At 74.1% G+C, this 18,873-nt stretch carries 14 protein-coding genes and 1 pseudogene; 8 read left to right on the forward strand and 7 right to left on the reverse strand.

Translation table 11 applies throughout. The features are described 5' to 3' along the window. Positions 1 to 178 precede the first annotated feature (178 nt). The 5 genes and pseudogenes from OG715_RS39255 to OG715_RS39275 all read left to right on the forward strand — a co-directional run. A pseudogene (locus OG715_RS39255) lies at positions 179 to 1,006 on the forward strand (hypothetical protein); the annotation flags it as partial. Then, entirely contained in the window at positions 986 to 1,396 is a 411-nt protein-coding gene (locus tag OG715_RS39260; RefSeq protein ID WP_266274547.1) for a carbohydrate-binding protein, read from the forward strand. The pseudogene OG715_RS39255 and the gene OG715_RS39260, both read left to right, overlap by 21 nt. A gap of 16 nt (positions 1,397 to 1,412) precedes the next feature. After that, a complete protein-coding gene (locus OG715_RS39265; RefSeq protein WP_266272439.1) occupies positions 1,413 to 3,482 on the forward strand; it encodes a PQQ-dependent sugar dehydrogenase in 2,070 nt (689 codons plus the stop codon). Between the two features lie 176 nt (positions 3,483 to 3,658). After that, on the forward strand, positions 3,659 to 4,222 hold the full coding sequence (locus OG715_RS39270) for a dihydrofolate reductase family protein (protein WP_266272438.1): 564 nt from the start codon (positions 3,659 to 3,661) through the stop codon (positions 4,220 to 4,222). A 149-nt stretch (positions 4,223 to 4,371) separates the two neighbouring features. Next, on the forward strand, positions 4,372 to 6,000 hold the full coding sequence (locus OG715_RS39275) for a hypothetical protein (RefSeq protein ID WP_266272437.1): 1,629 nt from the start codon (positions 4,372 to 4,374) through the stop codon (positions 5,998 to 6,000). A gap of 46 nt (positions 6,001 to 6,046) precedes the next feature. On the opposite strand, the gene OG715_RS39280 is transcribed toward OG715_RS39275, so the two are convergent. After that, complete coding sequence (locus OG715_RS39280; protein WP_266272436.1) at positions 6,047 to 6,646, reverse strand: TetR/AcrR family transcriptional regulator; 600 nt, start codon at positions 6,644 to 6,646, stop codon at positions 6,047 to 6,049. 113 nt (positions 6,647 to 6,759) lie between these two features. Here OG715_RS39280 and OG715_RS39285 point away from each other — a divergent pair, with 113 nt between their 5' ends. Beyond that, on the forward strand, positions 6,760 to 7,956 hold the full coding sequence (locus tag OG715_RS39285) for an alpha/beta hydrolase (RefSeq protein WP_266272435.1): 1,197 nt from the start codon (positions 6,760 to 6,762) through the stop codon (positions 7,954 to 7,956). Here the strand turns inward: OG715_RS39285 and OG715_RS39290 are convergent. Next, a complete protein-coding gene (locus OG715_RS39290) occupies positions 7,932 to 9,137 on the reverse strand; it encodes a C40 family peptidase (RefSeq protein ID WP_266272434.1) in 1,206 nt (401 codons plus the stop codon). The two genes, OG715_RS39285 and OG715_RS39290, sit on opposite strands and share 25 nt — an antisense overlap. 154 nt (positions 9,138 to 9,291) lie before the next feature. Continuing rightward, positions 9,292 to 10,140 (reverse strand): hypothetical protein, encoded by an 849-nt coding sequence (locus OG715_RS39295; protein WP_266272433.1) that lies wholly within the window; start codon positions 10,138 to 10,140, stop codon positions 9,292 to 9,294. 206 nt (positions 10,141 to 10,346) lie between these two features. On the opposite strand from OG715_RS39295, the gene htpG reads away from it, so the two are divergent. Further along, positions 10,347 to 12,287 (forward strand): molecular chaperone HtpG, encoded by a 1,941-nt coding sequence (gene htpG / locus OG715_RS39300; RefSeq protein WP_266272432.1) that lies wholly within the window; start codon positions 10,347 to 10,349, stop codon positions 12,285 to 12,287. A gap of 102 nt (positions 12,288 to 12,389) precedes the next feature. Here the strand turns inward: htpG and fabV are convergent, their stop codons facing one another. After that, the gene (gene fabV, locus OG715_RS39305; protein WP_266272431.1) at positions 12,390 to 13,610 is read right to left on the reverse strand and encodes an enoyl-[acyl-carrier-protein] reductase FabV; all 1,221 of its coding nucleotides are present in this window, start codon (positions 13,608 to 13,610) and stop codon (positions 12,390 to 12,392) included. Positions 13,611 to 14,009: 399 nt separating this feature from the next. On the opposite strand from fabV, the gene OG715_RS39310 reads away from it, so the two are divergent. Then, positions 14,010 to 15,662, forward strand: coding sequence for a phospholipase D-like domain-containing protein (locus OG715_RS39310; RefSeq protein WP_266272430.1), 1,653 nt, complete (start codon positions 14,010 to 14,012; stop codon positions 15,660 to 15,662). An 85-nt stretch (positions 15,663 to 15,747) separates the two neighbouring features. On the opposite strand, the gene OG715_RS39315 is transcribed toward OG715_RS39310, so the two are convergent. The 3 genes from OG715_RS39315 to OG715_RS39325 form a co-directional block, all read right to left on the reverse strand. After that, complete coding sequence (locus OG715_RS39315) at positions 15,748 to 16,032, reverse strand: hypothetical protein (RefSeq protein ID WP_266272429.1); 285 nt, start codon at positions 16,030 to 16,032, stop codon at positions 15,748 to 15,750. Positions 16,033 to 16,188: 156 nt separating this feature from the next. Next, positions 16,189 to 17,751, reverse strand: coding sequence for a hypothetical protein (locus tag OG715_RS39320; RefSeq protein WP_266272427.1), 1,563 nt, complete (start codon positions 17,749 to 17,751; stop codon positions 16,189 to 16,191). Between the two features lie 103 nt (positions 17,752 to 17,854). Next, on the reverse strand, positions 17,855 to 18,784 hold the full coding sequence (locus OG715_RS39325) for an aminoglycoside phosphotransferase family protein (protein WP_266272426.1): 930 nt from the start codon (positions 18,782 to 18,784) through the stop codon (positions 17,855 to 17,857). Between the last annotated feature and the right edge of the window lie 89 nt (positions 18,785 to 18,873).

An 18,873-nucleotide genomic window follows, 5' to 3' on the forward strand; every position in this document is an offset into this window, starting at 1 on the left:
TCGCGGTGGACCGGTGCGGCGCCGCTGGCAATAATTGGGAAAGTTTCCTAACCAAATGCCTTGACCGTGCACCCTCACGCCGGGATTCTGTACGTCACCTGCCCTGGCGGCCCGTCCGTCCCAGCGGCCCTCCCCTTCCACTGCTCTCCGGCGCTCTCCCCCGACCGCAAGGAGTCACGTGAACAGGCCCACCCGTCGAACCGTCCTCGGTGCCGCGCTCTCCGCCGCCGCCACCGTCGGACTCCCCCGAACCACCGCCACCGCCACCGCCGCCGCCGCTGCCACCACTTCCGCCACCGCGCTCAGCGTCTCCAGCTGGCAGCAGCGCTGGGCACCGTCGGCCGCCGCCGACGGGCTCGCCGCCTTCGAGACGATCGAGGACGACCGCGCCGACTCCCACCCCGCCGGGCACCCGCACATCCGGGCCGAGGGCGACACCTACCGCTGGACCATGCACACCGTGGACCGGGACTCCGCCACCGACCGGCAGCGGCAGGAGGTCACCGGTATGCGCAGCCCGGCGGGCGGCGCCTTCCTGGAGTGGAAGTCCGGCCAGACCTGGCGGACCACCTACGCGATGTACATCCCGTCCGTGCTGAAGGCCACCACCAGCTTCACCCACATCATGCAGATGAAGCAGCCCGGCAACGGCACCTCGCCGATCGTGGTCCAGTCGCTGCGGCGGGTCGGCGGCGCGCAGACCATCGAACTCCACCTCCCCATCAGTGACGTCCTGGTGGGGCGCACCGGCCTGGACCCGCTGCACGACCGCTGGGTGGACGTGGACTTCCGGATCACGGTGGGAGACGGTTCCTCCGGGGCGGTCCGGTGGACCCTGCGCAGCGCCGGTGCCACCGTCGTCGACATCGAGCGGACCGGCGTCGACACCTTCCTCGCCGACCGGGTGCGGCCCAAGTGGGGCATCTACCGCTCGCTCGGCGACACCTCCGGCTCGCTCCAGGACTGCTACCTGCTCACCAGGGCGATGCGCGGCTACCAGCTGGTCGCCGGCCCCTCCGGGGTCTACCGGGCGGACGAGGCACGGGTCCCGCGGGGCACCGTGGACACCGACCACGCCGGTCACAGTGGCGCCGGTTTCGTCAACCTGGAGAACACGCAGGGGAGTTACGCCGAGTGGACGGTCCCGGCGGCGGCCGCCTCGACGGCCTCGCTGGAGCTGCGCTACGCCAACGGCACCGCCGCCGACCGGCCGATGGACATCGCCGTCAACGGCACCCGGATCGCCGCCGGGCGGGCCTTCCCCCCGACCGCGAACTGGGACACCTGGGCGACCGCCGCCCTGCCGGTGTCCCTGAAGGCCGGGGCCAACACCGTCCGGTTCACCTCGACCACCGCCGACGGCGGCCCCAACCTCGACCGGATCACCGTCCGCTGACCCCTTGGAGGAGCGCATGCGTCCGACATCCGCAGGCGGCGCTGGACTTGCCGTCGCCGCACTGATCATCGCCACCGCGGCCGTCCCCCCGGCCCAGGCCCAGGCCCAGACCCAGGCCCGACCCCTGCTCGCCGCCACCGACTACCAGGCGGAGGACGCCACCGTGGTCCAGGGCGCGGTGGCCACCAACCACACCGGGTACACCGGCACGGGCTTCGTCGACTACACGAACGTCGCCGGTTCCTACGTCGAGTTCGGCGTCACCGCCACCTCGGCCGGGACCGCCCCGTTGACCCTCCGCTACGCCAACGGCACCGCCGTCGACCGCCCGATGGACGTCTCCGTCAACGGCACCCTGGTCGCCGCCGGTGTCTCCTTCCCGGCCACCGCGGACTGGAACACCTGGGCGGGCCGGACGCTGAACGCGCCGCTCCGGGCCGGGAACAACACCGTACGCGCCACCGCGACCACCGCCAACGGCGGCCCCAACCTGGACCGGCTCACCGTCGGCGCCACCACCGCCGACACCACCGCGCCGAGCCGCCCGGGCCAGCCGTCCTGCACCGCCATCGGCCCCAACGGCCTGACCCTCGGCTGGCCGGCCGCCACCGACAACGTCGGCGTCACCGCGTACGACGTCTACGAGCACGGCAACAAGCTCGCCGAGACGCCCGGCGACACCACCACCAAGGTGCTCACCGGCCTCACCCCCGGCACCAACTACAACCTCAGCGTGATCGCCCGGGACGCGGCCGGCAACGCCTCCCCGGCGAGCGTCGCCGTCGACTGCACCACCGGCGCCGGGGACGACCCGCCGCCGAGCGCGCCCGGCGCCCCCACCGTCTCCGCCGTCACCGCCACCTCCGCCGAGCTCGGCTGGGGGGCCGCCACCGACGACAAGGGCGTGGTGGCGTACGAGGTCCGCAGCGGCGGCGCCGTGCTGGCCACCGTCACCGGCGCCCCGCCGGCGACCACGACCACCGTCACCGGCCTGGCCTGCGACGCTCCGTTCGCCCTGACCGTGGTGGCCAAGGACGCGGCTGGCGGCGTCTCCCCGGCCTCCGCCCCGGTCTCCTTCACCACGGCCGCCTGTCCGGCCGACGGCGGGGTCCCGGGCTCGCCGACCACCCTCAGCAGCGGCTGGACCGTGCCCTGGGGCATCTCCTGGATGCCGGACGGCTCCAGCGCGCTGGTCACCGAGCGCGACAGTTTCAAGGTCTTCAAGCAGGCCAAGAGCGGTACCAGGGCGGAGATCGGCGCGGTGCCGAACACCGTCACCACCGACGGCGAGGGCGGTCTGCTCGGCGTGGCCGTCGACCCCAACTGGTCCACCAACCACTACGTGTACTTCATGCACACCGCCGCCGAGGGCAACCGGATCGTCCGGATGACCTACAACGGCAGCGCCCTCTCCGGCTACACGGTCCTGCTCCAGGGCATCAAGAAGAACCGCTACCACAACGGCGGCCGGCTGGCCTTCGGCCCGGACGGCTACCTCTACGCCACCACCGGCGACGGCCAGACGCCCGACCTCGCGCAGGACAAGAACTCCCTCAACGGGAAGGTCCTGCGGATGACCACTGCGGGCAAGCCCGCCCCGGGCAACCCGTTCAACAACTACGTCTACAGCCTCGGCCACCGCAATCCGCAGGGCCTCGCCTTCGACCGCAACGGCCGGCTCTGGGAGGCCGAGTTCGGCGACTCCAAGTACGACGAGCTCAACCTGATCAAGCCGGGTGCCAACTACGGCTGGCCGACCTGCGAGGGCACCTGCGGCAAGTCCGGCCTGACCGACCCCAAGGCCAGCTGGCCGGTCAACCTGGCCTCCCCGAGCGGCATCGCCATCGTCCGCAACGTGGTCTACCTGGCGGCGCTGCGCGGCACCCGGATGTACCGGATCCCGATCAACGGCGACACCGAGTCGGTCGGCACCGCGACCTCCTACTACGTCGGCACCTACGGCCGGCTGCGCACCGTCAGCAAGGTCCCCGGCGCGGACCAGCTCTGGCTGACCACCACCAACGCGGACAACAACGGCAACCAGCCGGACGGCTCGGACAAGATCTTCAGGATCACCATCGGCTGAGCCGCCCGGGGCCAGTGCGTCCTACAGCTCGAAGTCCTCGGCGAGTTCCTCCCGGGGGAGGTCCCGGAGCCCGTGTCGGCGGGGTGCTCCGTCCGGGGGACCCCGCCGGACATGACCGCCCTCGCCGCGTCCCCGGGCCCTACTGTCGGAGCCCGGGGACGAGGAGGAGAGCCGGTATGCGCAAGGTGACGTACTCGATGGGCATGTCGCTCGACGGTTACATCGTCGGGCCCGACGGCGGTTTCGACTGGTCGGGTCCGGACGAGGAGGTGTTCCGGCTCGCGCTCGACGAGCTCCGGGGGGTGGACGTCCATCTGATGGGGCGCCGGCTGTACGAGACGATGCTGTACTGGGAGAACGCCGAGCAGGAGCAGTCGCTCGACGAGGTCGAGCGGGAGTGGACGGCGCTCTGGAACCCGCTCCCGAAGGTGGTCTTCTCCACCACGCTGTCGGAGGTGCGGGGCAACGCCCGGCTGGCCACCGGCACGGTCGCGGAGGAGATCGCCCGGCTGCGGGCCGAGCCGGGGGAGGGGGAGATCGCCATCGGCGGTGCGACCCTCGCGGCGGCGGTGGCCGCCGCGGGCCTGATCGACGAGTACCGGCCCCGGGTGCACCCGGTGCTGGTCGGCGGCGGCATCCCGTACTTCCCCCGGCGCGAGCGCCGGGAGGACCTCGAACTCCTGGAGACCCGCACCTTCACCTCCCGGGTGGTCCACCTCCGCTACCGCGTGGTGCGGTAGGTCCAGGGCGTCGTTCGAGCCGTTCCCCGGCCGTGGTGTGGCCGGTTCGGGCCACTGGCCGCGCGGGGGTGGGCGGCGGGCTACGTTCCGGGCAGGGAGGCCCGCCCGTCCAGGGGCGGCGCCGGTGGAGCGAGCGGGGAGCACGGCTGATGGCCGATCAGACGGTGGACGACCGGAACCTGTGGCGGTCGGTGTACCGCCGGGAGGGTGGCTGGGGGCCGGACTCGCGGTTCCCCGGTCACCGGAGCGCGGCCGAACCGGTCCTGGTGGCGCTCGACGACGAACTGCTGTGCCTGCACCTCGGCGAGCCGTACGGGAAGGGTGAGCACGACGTCCTCGATCTGCGGTGGACGGGTCTCGACCCGGCCGAGGCCCGGCGGCGGGCGGCGGAACTGGACGCGTTGAAGGAAGCGTCGAGGGATGCGGCTGCGGACCAGGACGACGCGATCGCGGCCGCCGAGGCGGCGGTGGCGGAGGCGGTCACCTGGGCCCCGGACGCCGTCGTCGGCACGTCGGTCCACTACGAGAGCGGGATCGGCGTCCGGTACGAGAACGCCGTGAGCACCGGCATCCCGGCCGCGGCCGTGCACAACGGCGCCGTCCACGTCCTGCTGACGGTGCGGGACGCCGAAGAGCCGGACTCGCCGGCGCGGCTCGTGGAGCTCGCCTACGACCGGCCGCAGGGGGCGGGGGCGGCCGCTGCCCGGGTGTGGCGGGAGGGTCGGGCGCTTCCCGTCCCGGGCGCCGAGGGGGCGGCCCTGGTCGCGTTCCGGGGCGCGCTGCACGCCTTCGTCCCGGACCTCGGCGGCGGCGTCCACTGCGTCCGTGACGACGCGTCGGGGCAGTGGCGGCGCGTGGAGGGGCAGGTCGAGGCGCTGGCGGGAGCGTCGTTCCTGGCCGCCGCCGCGCACGCCGACGGCGTCCACGTCCTCGCCGGGGGCGGCAGCGGCCGCCTCGTGCACACGGTGTTCGACGGCGCGGCCTGGACAGCGCCGGTCGAGGTCGAGATCGAGATCGAGGTCGCGGTTTCCGCGCGCGTCGCGCTGGCCTCGTTCGACGGCGCCCTGCACGCCGTCCTCCCCGGCCGGGGAGGACGGCAGCTGTTCCACACCGTGTTCGACGGCACGGCCTGGACGCCGCCGGTCGCGGTCGCGGGGCACGACTCCCGGCACGCCCCGGGCCTGCTCGCCCTCACCGACGGGCCCGAGGGGGACCGGCGGAGCGCGCTGCTGATGGTCCACCGGGGTGTGGAGGACTTCGTGCCGCCCCCGCGCCCGGCCCCGCCGGCCGAACCGTCGGTGACCGGCACCGGCGACTGGATCGTCGGCGCCACGGTGGAGGGCTACGGCAGCGGCGGCTGGTCGCGGGCCCGCTCCCATGTCGAGGCCGGTCCGGCGGAGTTCGACGGGAACGGCCGGGCCACCAGGGGCGTCCTGGCCGAGGCCCTGGTCCGGGCGGAGTACTACTGGGGCTTCTGCTACCAGGCCGACACCGCCGCGATCGCGGGCCGCGCGGCCCTCTACGAGGTCGTCGCCGCGCCGGACGGCGGCGAGCGCCTGGAGCACCGGAGCGACCAGGACCGGTTCTTCTCCGCCACCGCGGGAGCCGTCTCCCGTTCGACCGTGTCCTGGCCGGACCTGGCCCCCGGGACGTACGAGGTCCGCTTCACCGGACGGCGCAGCGGCGGCCACTGGTCCGCCCCCGGCGTCACCGGCACCGTGGGCGTCGACCTCGGTGACGCGGACCTGGCCGTCTCCACCGTCCGGGTCACCGTCTGACCCACCGCCGCCGGGGTCCGGGCGGCACCCGCCCGGACCCCGGCGCTCAGGCCCGGCTCCGCAGGCCGTCCAGGACGGTGTCCGCGAGGCGCTCCGGCAGGTCCGGCTCGATCGGGCGGTGGCCGAGCAGGGCGCGGGTCTGGAGGGGGGAGCAGAGCAGCTCCAGGGCGAGACCGGTGTCGGTGCCGGCGGGGAGTTCCCCGCGTTCGACGGCCCGGTCGACGATGGCGCCGGCCAGTTCCAGGCGGGACTGCCAGAAGGTCTCCCAGGCCTCGGCGAGGCCGGGGTCGTCGGAGCTCAGCGCGGCCGCCCGGGCGACCGCGCGGCCGGCCGGAGTGGCGAGGTAGTCGGCCAGCGCCCGGGCGAAGGCGGCCAGGTCGGTGCGGACGTCACCGGTGTCGGGGACGGGGATGCCCTCGGTGCTCCCGGCCAGCATGGCGTCCAGGACGAGCTTCTCCCGCGTGCCCCAACGCCGGTACACCGTGGTCTCGTTGACGCCCGCCCGGGCTGCCACCGCGGCGATGCCGAACCGGGCGACGCCCTCCTCGGCCAGTACCTCCAGCGCGGCGGCCAGAACGGCCTGGCGCACCCGCGCGGCCCGGCCGCCCGGGCGACGGCGGATCGGCTCCGCGTCTTCCTCGGTCATGTGTCGATCACCTCGGCCACCACCTTAACGCAAGGCTACTTGCGTTAGATGCTGTCCAGGCGCATAGTCGTTAACGCAAGTGTTCCGGCTTTAAGTGCGCAGGAGGCAGCACCATGTCCTTCACCTGGCCCGTCGACCCGCAGGACCTGTTCGTCGAGCGGTACCCCCAGATGACCCTCGGCCTGCCCGTCGAGGAGGTGGACGCGGTCCGCGCGGCCGTCACCGAGATGTGGCCGGACCGGCCGGGCGGCTGGGTGCACGAGTGGTCCGCCCTCGCCGCCCGCCACGCCGCGGCGGGCAGCCACCGACTGGCCGCGCAGGCGTACGGCTGGGCCAAGTTCCCCTCGCTCGCCGACGACACCAAGCGCACCGCGCTCGCCCGCCAGGTCGAGCAGTACGTGCTCGCCGCCCCGGACTTCCCGGTGGAGTTCGAGCGCCGCACGCTCACCGTCCCGTACCGCGGCGGCGAGGCCCGCGTGCCGGTCCACCTGATGGCGGCTCCGGGTCTGCCCGCCGACGCGCCGGTGGTCCTGGCCAGCGGCGGGGTGGACTCCTGGAAGACCGACCTGCACGGCATGTGGGAGCAGCTCGCGCTCGCCCTGCCCGCCCGGCTGCTGCTGTTCGACCTCGCCGGCACCGGGGAGACGGCCCACCTGCCGATGACCCCGGACGGCGGGGCCGAGGTGATCGCCGGGCTGGTCGCCTACGCCCGCACGATCGGCAACGGGAAGGTCGGTCACTTCGGCATCTCGATGGGCGGCTACTACTCCGCCAGGACCGGACTGACCGGCGCGGTGGACGCCGCCGTGGTGCTCGGCGGCCCGGTCGAGCGGTCCTTCGCCCCGGGGCGCGGCTTCGCCTTCGGCATGGACGGCATCGTCGGCAACGCCCTGGGCTTCGACGCGCTGCCCGGCACGGCCGAGCGCGAGGCGGCCTTCGCGGCCTTCGACCTGCGCGCACTGCTGGACCAGGACGCCAACGGGCCGATGCTGGTGGTCAACGGCACCGAGGACGTCCACGTGCCGGTGGCGGACGCCCTGGTGTTCGAGGGCCGCCGGGACACCGGCGTCGTGCTGATCCCTGACACCGGCCACTGCGCCATCTCGCGCTTCGACGAGGCGATGGCCGTGATCACCCCCTGGCTGGCGGACACCCTGGCCGGCTGGTCCGGCTGGTCCGGCTGGTCCGGCTGGTCCGCCCGGTCGGCTGATCGGCGCGGGGCGGCACGGAGGTACCGGAAAGGAGGGAGGCCGCCGCGGCACCGCGGCGGCCTCCCGAACCGCCGCTACGGCCGGACGGCGCCCATGTAGGGCATGACGCCGATCGGGAGGACCTCGATGTTCTTGCCGGTCCGGGGAGCGTGGATCATCTTGCCGTCGCCGATGTAGACGCCCACGTGGTGCAGGTCGGGGTAGAAGAAGACCAGGTCGCCGGGCTGGAGGTCGCCGCGGCCGATCCGGGTGCCGATCTTCCACTGCTCCTGGGACGTGCGCGGGAGGCTCACATTGGCCGCGCGGTAGGCGGCGCCGGTGAGGCCGGAGCAGTCGAAGCTGCTGGGGCCGGTCTTGCTCCAGCCGTAGGGCTTGCCGAGCTGGGCGTGGGCGAACTGCACGATGGCGGCCGCGCGTCCACCGGCGGCGGGCGGCGCCGGGGTGTTCGTGACCGGCGCCGGGGTGCTCGCGGCCGGCGCCGGGGTGTTCGCGGCCGGGGTCTGCGGGGCTGCGGTCTGCGGGGCCGGGGTGCCGCCCTTGCCGGCGGTCTCCTTCGCGGCGGCGGCGGCCTTGGCCTTGTCCGCGGCCTCCTTGTCGGCGGCCTTGGCACGCTCGGCGGCAGCGGCCTGCTGGGCGGCGGCCTTGGCCTTGTCGGCGGCCTCCTGGGCGTTGATCTTGGCGCGCTCCTCGGCACTGAGCTTGTTGAGCAGGGCCTCGGACTGGGCGAGCTTGCTCTGGATCTGGTTCTTCTGGGCGTTCAGCGAGGCGCCGACGGCGTCGAGGTCGGCGAGGGTGGCGGCGGCCTCGGTGCGCTCCTGGTCGAGCTTGCGCTGTTCGTCCTGGGCCCGCTTGAGCAGGTCCGTCCAGGAGCCGGCGACCTGGTCCTGCACCGAGGCGCGTCCCAGGTAGCTGGCCGGGTCGGAGTCGAGCATGAGCTGGATGCCCGGGTCGATGCCGTTGTTGCGGTACTGCTCGGCGCCCACCACACCGAGCTGGGTGCGCAGTTCGTTCATGGCTTCCTGGCCCCGGGCGACCTTCTCCTGGATCCGGTTGGCCTCGCCCTGGAGCTTCTGCTGCTTCTCCTGGAAGCCGTTGAAGCGCTCGATCGCCTGCTCGGCCTCCTCGTTCAGCCGGTCCACCTGCTCCTTGACGGAGGCGAGGGTGGGCGCGGGCTCCGCATGGGCCGTGCCGGAGGCGAGCACCGCACCGCCGGCCACGGCCGTGGTGAGGACCGCCATGCGGGCCCGGCTCGGGGGGCTGGGCTTGCGACGCTTTCCCATGGCGGTGGGTGCTCCTTCGAGTGGCCTGAACGGACACTGAAGAAACGTTCCGGGGATCTTCGCGGGTTCAGCCCGGGGCGCGGAGCGGCCCGAAAGGGCAGGACGGGGGCAGGTCGGGCGCCCTCCTCGGCCCGTCGTCCTCGGCCCGTCGTCCTCAGCCCGTCGGACGGATGGCGGGCTGTTCGGCGTCGCCGAAGCGGGCCAGGGTGAGGGCGCCGAGGACGGCGGCGGCGAAGCCCAGGACGGCGAGCGGGGTGAGGTCGTGGCGGGTGCGGTCACCGAGCAGGAGGACGCCGACGACGGCCGGGCCCAGTGTCTCGCCGAGGACCATGGCGGCCGTCGCGGCCGTGACCGACCCGGTCTGCATGGCCCAGGTGAGGGCGGCGAAACCGCCGAGGCCGGCCAGGGCGATCGCGTAGGCGGAGGGCTCGGCGAGCAGGTCCGGCAGCCGGGGGTCGGGCAGGACCCGGACGGCGACGCCGACCACGCCGAACTGGAGACCGGCCACCAGGCCCAGCAGCGGCGCCCGCCGGTGGTCGGTGAAGCGGACCACGGCCCAGCCCGCGCCGATCAGCAGCAGCGAGGCGAACAGCACGCCGAGCCGCAGCGCCGTACTGCCCCGGCCGGGGCCGTCCCGCCCGGCGCTCACGGCGAGCACGCACAGCCCCGCGCAGACCGCCACCACCCCGGCCCACTCGCTGCGCCGCAGCCGCACGTTCAGCACCCGGGCGGCGCCGACGGCGGTCACGGCGAGGGCGGAGGCCAGCACCGCCTCCACCTCGTACAGCGGGAGCCGGTCCAGGGCGAGGAGTTCGGCGCCGAAGCCGAGCATGTCCATCCCGACGCCCACCAGGAACGGCCACTGCCGGAACGCCCCGGCGAGCGCCGCCGCCCCGCCGGGCGGCAGCCCGGCCGAAGCACGACGGGCCCCGACCGCCTGGAGCACGGTGGCGGAGCCGGTGAGCAGGGCGGCGGCCAGGGCCGCGAGCAGGCCGAAGGACATGCGCCGACGGTACGGTCCGCCGCCGTCCGTGATCCGCTCCGGCGCGCCGGGGCGAGGGCCTACGATTCCGGTGGCCGGTACGTCTCCCTGCGGAGCCGTACCGTGTCCGTCCGTCATCACCGTCAAGGCCGTCATGGCCGTCGACACGGTCGACACGGTCGACACGGTCAATACCGTCATGCTGTCGTGCTGAAAGGGGCCCCAGAGTGGCCAGTAGCGTCGAGACGCTGGAATTCCAGGCCGAGACCCGGCAGTTGCTCCGGCTGGTGATCCACTCGATCTACTCGAACAAGGACATCTTCCTGCGCGAGCTGATCTCCAACGCCTCCGACGCGTTGGACAAGCTGCGGCTGGAGTCGCTGGCCGGCTCCACCGTCGGGGCCGACACCTCGGACCTGCACATCGCCCTGGAGGTCGACCGCGACGCCCGCACGCTGACCGTCCGTGACAACGGGATCGGCATGAGCCGGGACGAGCTGGTCGACCTGATCGGCACCATCGCCAAGTCCGGGACCGCCGGTCTGCTGGAGAAGATCAAGGAGTCCCAGGACGCCGCCGCCGCGCAGAGCCTGATCGGCCAGTTCGGCGTCGGCTTCTACTCGGCGTTCATGGTCGCCGACAAGGTCACCCTGCGCACCCGGCGGGCCGGCACCGACGCCGGTACCCGGTGGGAGTCCGACGGCGAGGGCACCTACGAACTCCAGGCCGTCGACGGCCTGCCGGTGGGCACCTCGGTCACCCTGCACCTCAAGCCGGCGGACGGCGAGGACGGCGTGGCCGACTACCTGGCCGGGTGGAAGATCCGCCAGATCGTCAAGCAGTACTCGGACTTCATCCGCTGGCCGATCCGGATGGCCGCCGAGGGCGTCCAGGGCGTCGAGGAGGGCGGGACCGACGAGGACGCCGCCGCCGAGCCCGCCGTCGAGACGCTCAACTCGATGAAGGCGCTCTGGGCCCGGCCGCGCAGCGAGGTCACCGAGGCCGAGTACACCGAGTTCTACCAGCAGATCAGCCACGACTGGCTCGCCCCCGCCGAGACCATCCACATGCGGGCCGAGGGCACCTTCGAGTACGAGGCGCTGCTCTTCGTCCCCGCGCAGGCGCCGTTCGACCTGTTCTCGCGCGAGACCAAGCGCGGCGTGCAGCTGTACGTCAAGCGGGTGTTCATCATGGACGACTGCGAAGCGCTGATGCCGAACTACCTGCGCTTCGTCAAGGGAGTGGTGGACGCCCACGACCTCTCGCTGAACATCTCGCGCGAGATCCTGCAGCACGACCGCCAGATCCAGGCCGTGCGGCGGCGCCTGGTCAAGAAGGTCCTCGGCGCGCTCAGGACCGTGCAGACCAAGGACGCCGAGCGCTACGCCAAGCTGTGGGACCAGTTCGGCCGGGCGTTGAAGGAGGGCCTCGTCGAGGACCCCGACAACTCCCAGGCCCTGCTGGAGCTGCTGTCGCTCCCCTCCACCCACGACACCGAGCGGCCCACCACGCTGCGCGAGTACGTGGAGCGGATGAAGGAGGGCCAGGACGCGATCTACTACCTGACCGGCGAGACCCGGGCCACGGTGGAGAACTCCCCGCACATGGAGGCGTTCACCGCCAAGGGCTACGAGGTGCTGGTCCTCAGCGACCCGATCGACGAGATCTGGGCCGACCGGATCCCCGCCTTCGACGGCCACCGCTTCCGGTCCATCGCCAAGGGCCAGGTCGACCTGGACGAGGCGGCCGACGAGGACGAGGGGGCCGAGGCCGAGCGGACCCGGCGCGAGCAGGACTTCGCCGAGCTGCTGCCCTGGCTGACCTCGGCGCTCTCCGAGCAGGTGAAGCAGGTCCGGCTGTCCTCGCGGCTGACCACCTCGGCGGCCTGCATCGTCGGTGACGCCGACGACATCTCGCCGACCCTGGAGAAGATGTTCCGGGCGACCGGACAGGAGATGCCCCCGGTCCGGCGCACGCTGGAACTCAACCCCGGCCACCCGCTGATCACCGCGCTGCGCACCTCGCACGCGACCGACCCGGGCAACCCGGCGCTGACGGAGATCGCCGAGCTGGTGTACGGCGGCGCGCTGCTCGCCGAGGGCGGGGACCTGCCCGACCCGGCCCGCTTCACCCGGCTGCTCACCACCCACCTGACGCGGGGTCTGTAGCGCCCGCCCCGGCGCTTCCTGCCGCTCTCCCGCCGTCCTCCCGCCGCCCGTCCCGTCACCCCGGGGCGGGCGGCGGTGCCGTCCCCCGGCCGGTGCGGACGGTCAGGAGGTGGGGGCCGGCCAGGGGACGTCGGTGGCGACCGGAGCGGTGTAGTCGACGCCCGGCACGGCGAAGCCGTAGAGGCGCCGGACCTCGGCGCGGAACCAGTCGAGGTCGGCGAGCCCGGCGACGGTGTCCGTGGTGGCGGCCCGCCAGCGTTCGGCCACGGCGGCCTGGACGGCGTCGGCGAGTTCCCAGCGGTCCAGGCGGACCCGGCCCTCCTCGTCGAGGGCGAGCGGGGCGGCTCCGGTGAGCTGGTCCCACAGGGTGGCGAGCTGGTGGACCGGCGGGACCATGCCCTCGCCGAGGACGCCGCGCAGCAGGCCGGTGTAGAGGGCGATGCCGGGGACGGCGGTGGAGGACTGGGTGACGGCGGCGCCGTTGACGGAGGTCACGGCCCGGCCGCCGACCGAGGCGGCGAGCCGCTCGTCCAGGGTCCGGGCGGTGGCCTCCAGGTGCACCTTGGCCGCGCCGATGGTTCCCCGGCGGTAGATCGCGGCCGTCAGCGGCGAGCCGATGTACGACAGCGCGGCGGTGGTGAAGCCCTCGGCGAGCAGGCCCCGTCCGGCCAGGTGGTCGATCCAGCGCTCCCAGTCCGCGCCGCCCATGACGGCCACCGTCTGCTCGATGTCGTCGCCCTCGGCCGGCGCGGTCTCGACCTCGCGGACCTCCGCGGCGCCCTCGTCGTCGAAGACCAGGGTGCTGGTACGGCTGGCCCCGCCGATCGGCTTGAGGACGGAGGCGTAGGTGGTGCCGGAGGCGGGGTCGGTGCGGCGGGGCGCGGCGACGGAGTACACGAGGTGGTCGAGCCGGCCGCCGAACCGCTCCTGGAGGAGTTCGGCGACCTGCTCCTTCATCAGGTCCGAGAAGGCGTCGCCGTTCAGGAACACCAGGTCCCGTCCGGCCGCGCGGGCGAGATCGGCGGTGGCGGCGGTGCGGTACCAGCCGGCCGTGGCGGTGCGCCGCTCGGTCGGGGCCTTCTCGAAGGACACCGCGATCCCTCGGACACCGGCCCGCTTGAGCCCGGCGACGGTGGCGGCGAGGCCGTAGCCGGCCGAGGAGCCGATGACCAGGGCGACCGGCCCGTCACCGTCGGGCTCCCGGGCCGGGGCGGGGCAGGCTTCCCACATGTCGGCCACCAGCTGTCGGCAGCCCGCCGGGTGGGTGTCGAGGAAGAGGAAGCCCCGGTTGCGGGGAGTGAGAACGCGCGGGGTCGGGGTCATGGCGGTACGTCCTGGGAGTCGGCCGTGCTCGGCGGGAACGGGCCGCGGCGTCCGGTGGGGCCGCCGCGTGCTGCCAGTCTGCGGCGGCCGGGGCGCGGACGCGGGCGGTGTCCGGGGACAACGATCACGGGTGGATCTTGGAGGGGTTGCACGGTGCGCCGGACGCGCCGGACGCGCCGGACGCGCCGGACCCGGTCGGTGCCGGTCGGTGCCGGTCCGACGTGCGGTGATGTCCCCGACGAACGGCGGGGGCCGGGTGGCGGGGGCCGAACGACGGGTGGGATTCAGGCCGCTGGCTCATTGTCATGTGCAAATTGGATTAGATGTTACTTCTGGGTAATCTTGCGGCGACCGACGGGTGAACCACGAACCGCCCGCCATGCTCTGAAGGAACATCACGTGTCCCGACCCGGCTCCCGCCGCCCCGGCCGCGCGCTGCGCACCGCCCTCGCCGCCGCCGCGGCCACCACCCTGCTCGCCGTCGTGCCCACCGCGCCCGCCCACGCGGCGTCCGGAGCACCGGCGGCCTCGGACGCCACCCACCTCGACGCCGTCGAGCGCGTCCTGCGGGAGGTGTCCCCCGGACTGGAGGGCACCGTGTGGCAGCGCACCGAGGGCAACAGCCTGCCCGGCGCCGGGAACGCCGCCGACCCGGCCGACTGGCTGCTCCAGACGCCCGGCTGCTGGGGCGACCCCGCCTGCGCCGACCGGCCCGGCACCCGTGCCCTGCTGGCGAAAACGACCGCCGACATCGCCGCCGCGACCCGCACCGTCGACATCTCCACCCTCGCGCCGTTCCCCGAGGGCGGCTTCCAGGACGCCATCGTGGCCGGTCTGAAGGCCGCCGTCGCGGCCGGCCACCGCCCCGTCGTACGGATCCTGGTCGGGGCCGCCCCGGTCTACCACGCCAATGTGCTGCCCTCCCGCTACCGGGACGAGCTGGTCGCCAAGCTCGGCCCGGCCGCCTCCTCGGTCAGCCTCAACATCGCCTCGATGACGGCCTCGCGCACCGCCTTCTCCTGGAACCACTCCAAGATCCTGGTCGTCGACGGACGCACCGTCGTCTCCGGTGGCATCAACGGCTGGAAGAACGACTACCTCGACACCGCCCACCCGGTCTCGGACGTCGACCTCGCGCTGAACGGCCCCGCCGCCACCTCCGCCGCCCGCTACCTGGACACCCTCTGGGAGTGGACCTGCGGGCGCACCGGGGTGTTCGACAACGCGTGGTTCGCCTCCTCGGACGGCGGCGAGTGCCGCCCGTCGATCGAGCGCGAGCTCAACCCGCCGGCCGCCGCCACCGGCGGCACCTCGGTGATCGCCGTCGGCGGCCTCGGCGTCGGCATCAAGGACGTCGACGCCAAGTCCGCGTACCGGCCCGGGCCGGTGGCGGGCGCGGCGGACGCCAGGTGCAGCATGCTCGCCCTGCACGACAACACCAACGCCGACCGCGACTACGAGACGGTCAACCCCGAGGAGAACGCCCTGCGCGCCCTCGTCGGCAGCGCGCGCAAGCACATCGAGATCTCCCAGCAGGACCTCAACGCCACCTGCCCGCCGCTGGCCCGCTACGACGCCCGCCTCTACGACACCCTCGCGGCCAAGCTCGCCGACGGCGTCAAGGTGCGGATCGTGGTCAGCGACCCGGCCAACCGGGGCGCGGTCGGCAGCGGCGGCTACTCGCAGATCAAGTCCCTCGCCGAGATCAGCGACCTGCTCAAGGCCCGGCTGACCGCGCTCACCGGCGACAAGGGGAAGGCCGCCGCCGCGCTGTGCGGCAACCTGCAGCTCGCCACCTTCCGCGCCGCGCCCACCGCGACCTGGGCCGACGGCCACCCGTACGCGCTGCACCACAAGCTGGTCGCGGTGGACGACTCGGCCTTCTACATCGGCTCGAAGAACCTCTACCCGGCCTGGCTGCAGGACTTCGGCTACATCGTGGAGGACGGCAACGCCGCCGCCCAGCTCGACCGTGAGCTGCTCGCGCCGGAGTGGAAGTACTCGCGGGCGACGGCGACCGTCGACTGGGCCACCGGGACCTGCCGCGCCTGACCCGGTGTCCGTCCGCCCCTGACCCGGGTGCCGACCGGCCCCGGTGGACCGTCCGCGCGGACGGTCCACCGGGGCCGGCGGTGCGTCAGTCGTCGAGCGCGGAGCGGTTCCGGCGGCGGGTGCGCCCGTTGTTGTGCTCGTTGCTGCGGTCGTTGTTGCGGTCGCGGGCGCGGCAGGGGAGGTGGCGGGCGAGCGCGTCGCCGCAGTTCGCCGCGGCCATCCGTCGCACCAGGGCGGCCAGCCGGGTGACGAGCGGACGCAGGCGCGCCCGCAGGGCCGCGTCGGCGCGGGTGTCGAGGTGCTCGACGGCGGTGCAGAGCCGGGTGACGAGGTGTGCGGTACCGCGAAGTGCGCGGCGGAGGTGGTTCACGCGAGTGCAACCGGCGAGTCACCCGGCCGGTTCCGGCCGGGGGCCGGGTGGCCGATGCCAGTCACCCGGCCGAGCGCCCCGTGCGCCCCGTCCGCGCCCGCGTGAACGGAACGGGTGGGGCGCGGGTGGGGTGTCGAGTGCCGGTCAGCCGGTCGGTCAGCCCGTCGGTGCGCCTGTCGGTGCCGACCGCCGCCGCGCCCGCCGCCGCTCGACCAGGGCCGCCACGCCGAGGCCCGCGGCGAACCAGGCGACGGCGACGACCACTTCGACCGCGAACACCCCCACTCCGTTGAACCGCCGGAGGACGCCGGTCGAGTTCAGCCAGATCGCTCCCATCGGGTACAGGCCGAGGGCGCTCATGCCGAGCCGTTCGTCCAGCCCGAAGACCTGCATCAGCGGCGGCAGGCGGAGGGGCTTCGTCGGTGCGTCCGTGTCGGGACCGGTGTCCGGGCGCGCGTCCGCCGGTCCGGTGCTGGACACGTCGGCCCCGGCCGGTGCCAGGGGGTGGTCCAAGCCCCACCGGGTCTCGCCGTTGTCGAGCACCAGGACGGCGAGGCTGCCGCCCGGGCCGAGCCGCTGGCGGCCGAGCCACCCGGCGGCACCGGCGAGCCGGACGGCCGTCCGGCCGGTGACCTCGGACTCGGCGAAGCGTTCGGCGTGGTCCTCGAAGGCGAGTGAGGTCGGAACCGGTTCCGGCGAAGGGTCCGCGGCCTCGCGGTCGAGGCGCAGACCCGAGCGCGTGGTGACGTCGCCGTCCTCGGAGCTCCCGGTCCGGAAGCGCCACTGGAGAACGGTGCCGTGGATCCGGACCCGTTGCCAGTCGACCGGCGGACGGGTGGTGTCCTCGGGCCCGTCCGGGCCGGGCTGCGGTGGATCTGCGGTCAGCGGGTACCGATCGACCCGCAGCCAGCGGGTCGGCAGCAGGGCGCGGCGCCCCAGGACGCCGATCAGGATGCACCACCAGACCACCAGCACGGCAACGAGGACGGCCACGAAGGTGCCGTTCGCGAACGGGCGCCCGGGGTGGACCAGCGGGAGCAGGGGCTCCGGGAACATCCCGAGTCCGGGGTGCTCCGGGTCGCGCAGGATGCGGAGGTTGTCCCCGGCCACGAAGCGGTCGAGCTTGCCGCGCTCGTTCTCGACCGCCAGCGACACCTCCGGCTGCCCGGCGGGGTGCACGGCGATCATCCGGCCGTGCTCGCGCGGCCGGCCCGCGGCCTCGGCCGTGGAGAGGGCCACCGTGTTGTCCGTCCACCGGGCCCCGGCGGCGACCAGGGCCGTGTGTCTGGCGATCAGGTCCCGTTCGAGCGGCTGGTGTGCGGTGAGGAAGACGACCGGGACCGTCCAGATCGCCGGCAGCACCATCGCCCAGCCGGTGAGGACCGAGCGGCGGGAGCGCCGCGCCGTCCGCGCCGCGATCCCGCGCAGCTCGGCGGGCGTCGGCCGGGGCCGGGGCGGGGCCGGCTCGGCGGGTTCGAGCGCCGGGGCCAGCCGGGAGGCGAGCAGCCAGGCGAGGCCGAGCAGCACGGTGACGGCGAAGGACAGCAGAACCTCCCGGCGCGGTGCCGGGTGCCAGGCCACCACCAGCAGCGTGCCCAGGGACCAGGCCGAGGCCAGGGCGAGCGCGCAACCGGTCCCGAGCGTCCACGCGGTCGAGCGTCGGCCGGTCCCGCCCTTCGGCGGCGGCAGCGCGCTCGGTGGATCGACGTACTCGTGCATGGCACCCCCCGTGCCCGACGACATCGCGGGATCACGTTAGGGCCTGACCCGGTGCGGGTCCAGGCCGCGCCGACGGGTGCCCTGGCGCAGCGGGAGCGGCCGGCTACCCGCGGCGGTGGCGCAGCAGTGCCGTGGCGATGGCTGTTTGGGTCGGTTCCAGGGCGGTCCGGCCGTCCTCGATGTCCCAGAGGGCGTTCTGCAGCACCCGGGCGAGGGTCCAGCCGGCGGCGCGGGGGCGGTCCAGGTCGAGCGCCTCGGTGAGCAGGTCGAAGCGGCGCAGCACGGTGCGGCCCGCGTCGGCGCCGGCGAGGACGGAGTCCCAGCGCTGGTCGATGGCGGGGAGCAGCTCGAACCCCGGGTCGCCGGAGAGCGGTTCGGGGTCGATGACGAGCCAGGGCTCGCGCTCGCCGGCCAGCACGTTGCCGTCGTGCAGGTCCCAGTGCAGCAGCCGGTCGCCGGGCTCGTCCAGCAGCGGGGCGACCGCCGCCGCGCAGTCCCGCAGCAGTCGGCGCTCGTGCGGGTCGCGCAGGGCCGGGGTGGCGCGGGGGGCTTCGTCCAGCATCGCGGCGGCGATCCCGTCGAGTCGGCGCAGGCCGGGTGGGGCGGGGGTGGCGGTCAGCCGGGCCATCAGTGTGGCGAGCAGCCGCAGCGCGGTGTCGTCGTCGGCCACCGTGCCGAGCGGGCGGGTCGCGTCGAGGCGTTCGAGCAACTGGGTTCCGCTGTCGGGGTGGTGGTCGAGCAGCAGGACGGCGCCGTCGCCGCCCCAGGCCCGCAGTCCGGCCGCCACCCCGGCGGTCTCGGGGCGGACCTGTTGCAGCCGCAGGACGGCGGGGGAGTCGTCCGGTCGGCGGACCGGCAGGACCAGGGAGGCCATGCCGTGGGCGGCGGGACCGTCCGGGCGGAGGTTCCACTGTTCGAGGAACTCGGAGGCCAGGGAGGGCAGTTCACGGATCCATCGGCGTTCGGCGGCGCCGTGCGCGCGGTAGGAGGCGGCGAAGGCCTCGGGGACGTCGACCGGGCCGGGTGTGTTCATCGGAGCCTCCCTCGGCGGGGCGGCGGTGTACCCCGACTCGTCCGTTCCGACTCTCGCACGGACCGGCCGTGCGGTCGAATCGACGGCAG

Source organism: Kitasatospora purpeofusca, assembly GCF_036010405.1.
Classification (GTDB): Bacteria; Actinomycetota; Actinomycetes; order Streptomycetales; family Streptomycetaceae; genus Kitasatospora; species Kitasatospora purpeofusca.

Excerpts from the sequence above, each read along its gene's own strand:
- OG715_RS39290 (WP_266272434.1), bottom strand. The coding sequence starts at position 9,137 with ATGGGAAAGCGTCGCAAGCCCAGCCCCCCGAGCCGGGCCCGCATGGCG.
- OG715_RS39260 (WP_266274547.1), top strand. The coding sequence starts at position 986 with ATGCGCGGCTACCAGCTGGTCGCCGGCCCCTCCGGGGTCTACCGGGCG.
- OG715_RS39325 (WP_266272426.1), bottom strand. The coding sequence starts at position 18,784 with ATGAACACACCCGGCCCGGTCGACGTCCCCGAGGCCTTCGCCGCCTCC.
- OG715_RS39320 (WP_266272427.1), bottom strand. The coding sequence starts at position 17,751 with ATGCACGAGTACGTCGATCCACCGAGCGCGCTGCCGCCGCCGAAGGGC.
- OG715_RS39285 (WP_266272435.1), top strand. The coding sequence starts at position 6,760 with ATGTCCTTCACCTGGCCCGTCGACCCGCAGGACCTGTTCGTCGAGCGG.
- OG715_RS39275 (WP_266272437.1), top strand. The coding sequence starts at position 4,372 with ATGGCCGATCAGACGGTGGACGACCGGAACCTGTGGCGGTCGGTGTAC.
- OG715_RS39280 (WP_266272436.1), bottom strand. The coding sequence starts at position 6,646 with ATGACCGAGGAAGACGCGGAGCCGATCCGCCGTCGCCCGGGCGGCCGG.
- OG715_RS39265 (WP_266272439.1), top strand. The coding sequence starts at position 1,413 with ATGCGTCCGACATCCGCAGGCGGCGCTGGACTTGCCGTCGCCGCACTG.
- OG715_RS39270 (WP_266272438.1), top strand. The coding sequence starts at position 3,659 with ATGCGCAAGGTGACGTACTCGATGGGCATGTCGCTCGACGGTTACATC.
- OG715_RS39295 (WP_266272433.1), bottom strand. The coding sequence starts at position 10,140 with ATGTCCTTCGGCCTGCTCGCGGCCCTGGCCGCCGCCCTGCTCACCGGC.
- fabV (WP_266272431.1), bottom strand. The coding sequence starts at position 13,610 with ATGACCCCGACCCCGCGCGTTCTCACTCCCCGCAACCGGGGCTTCCTC.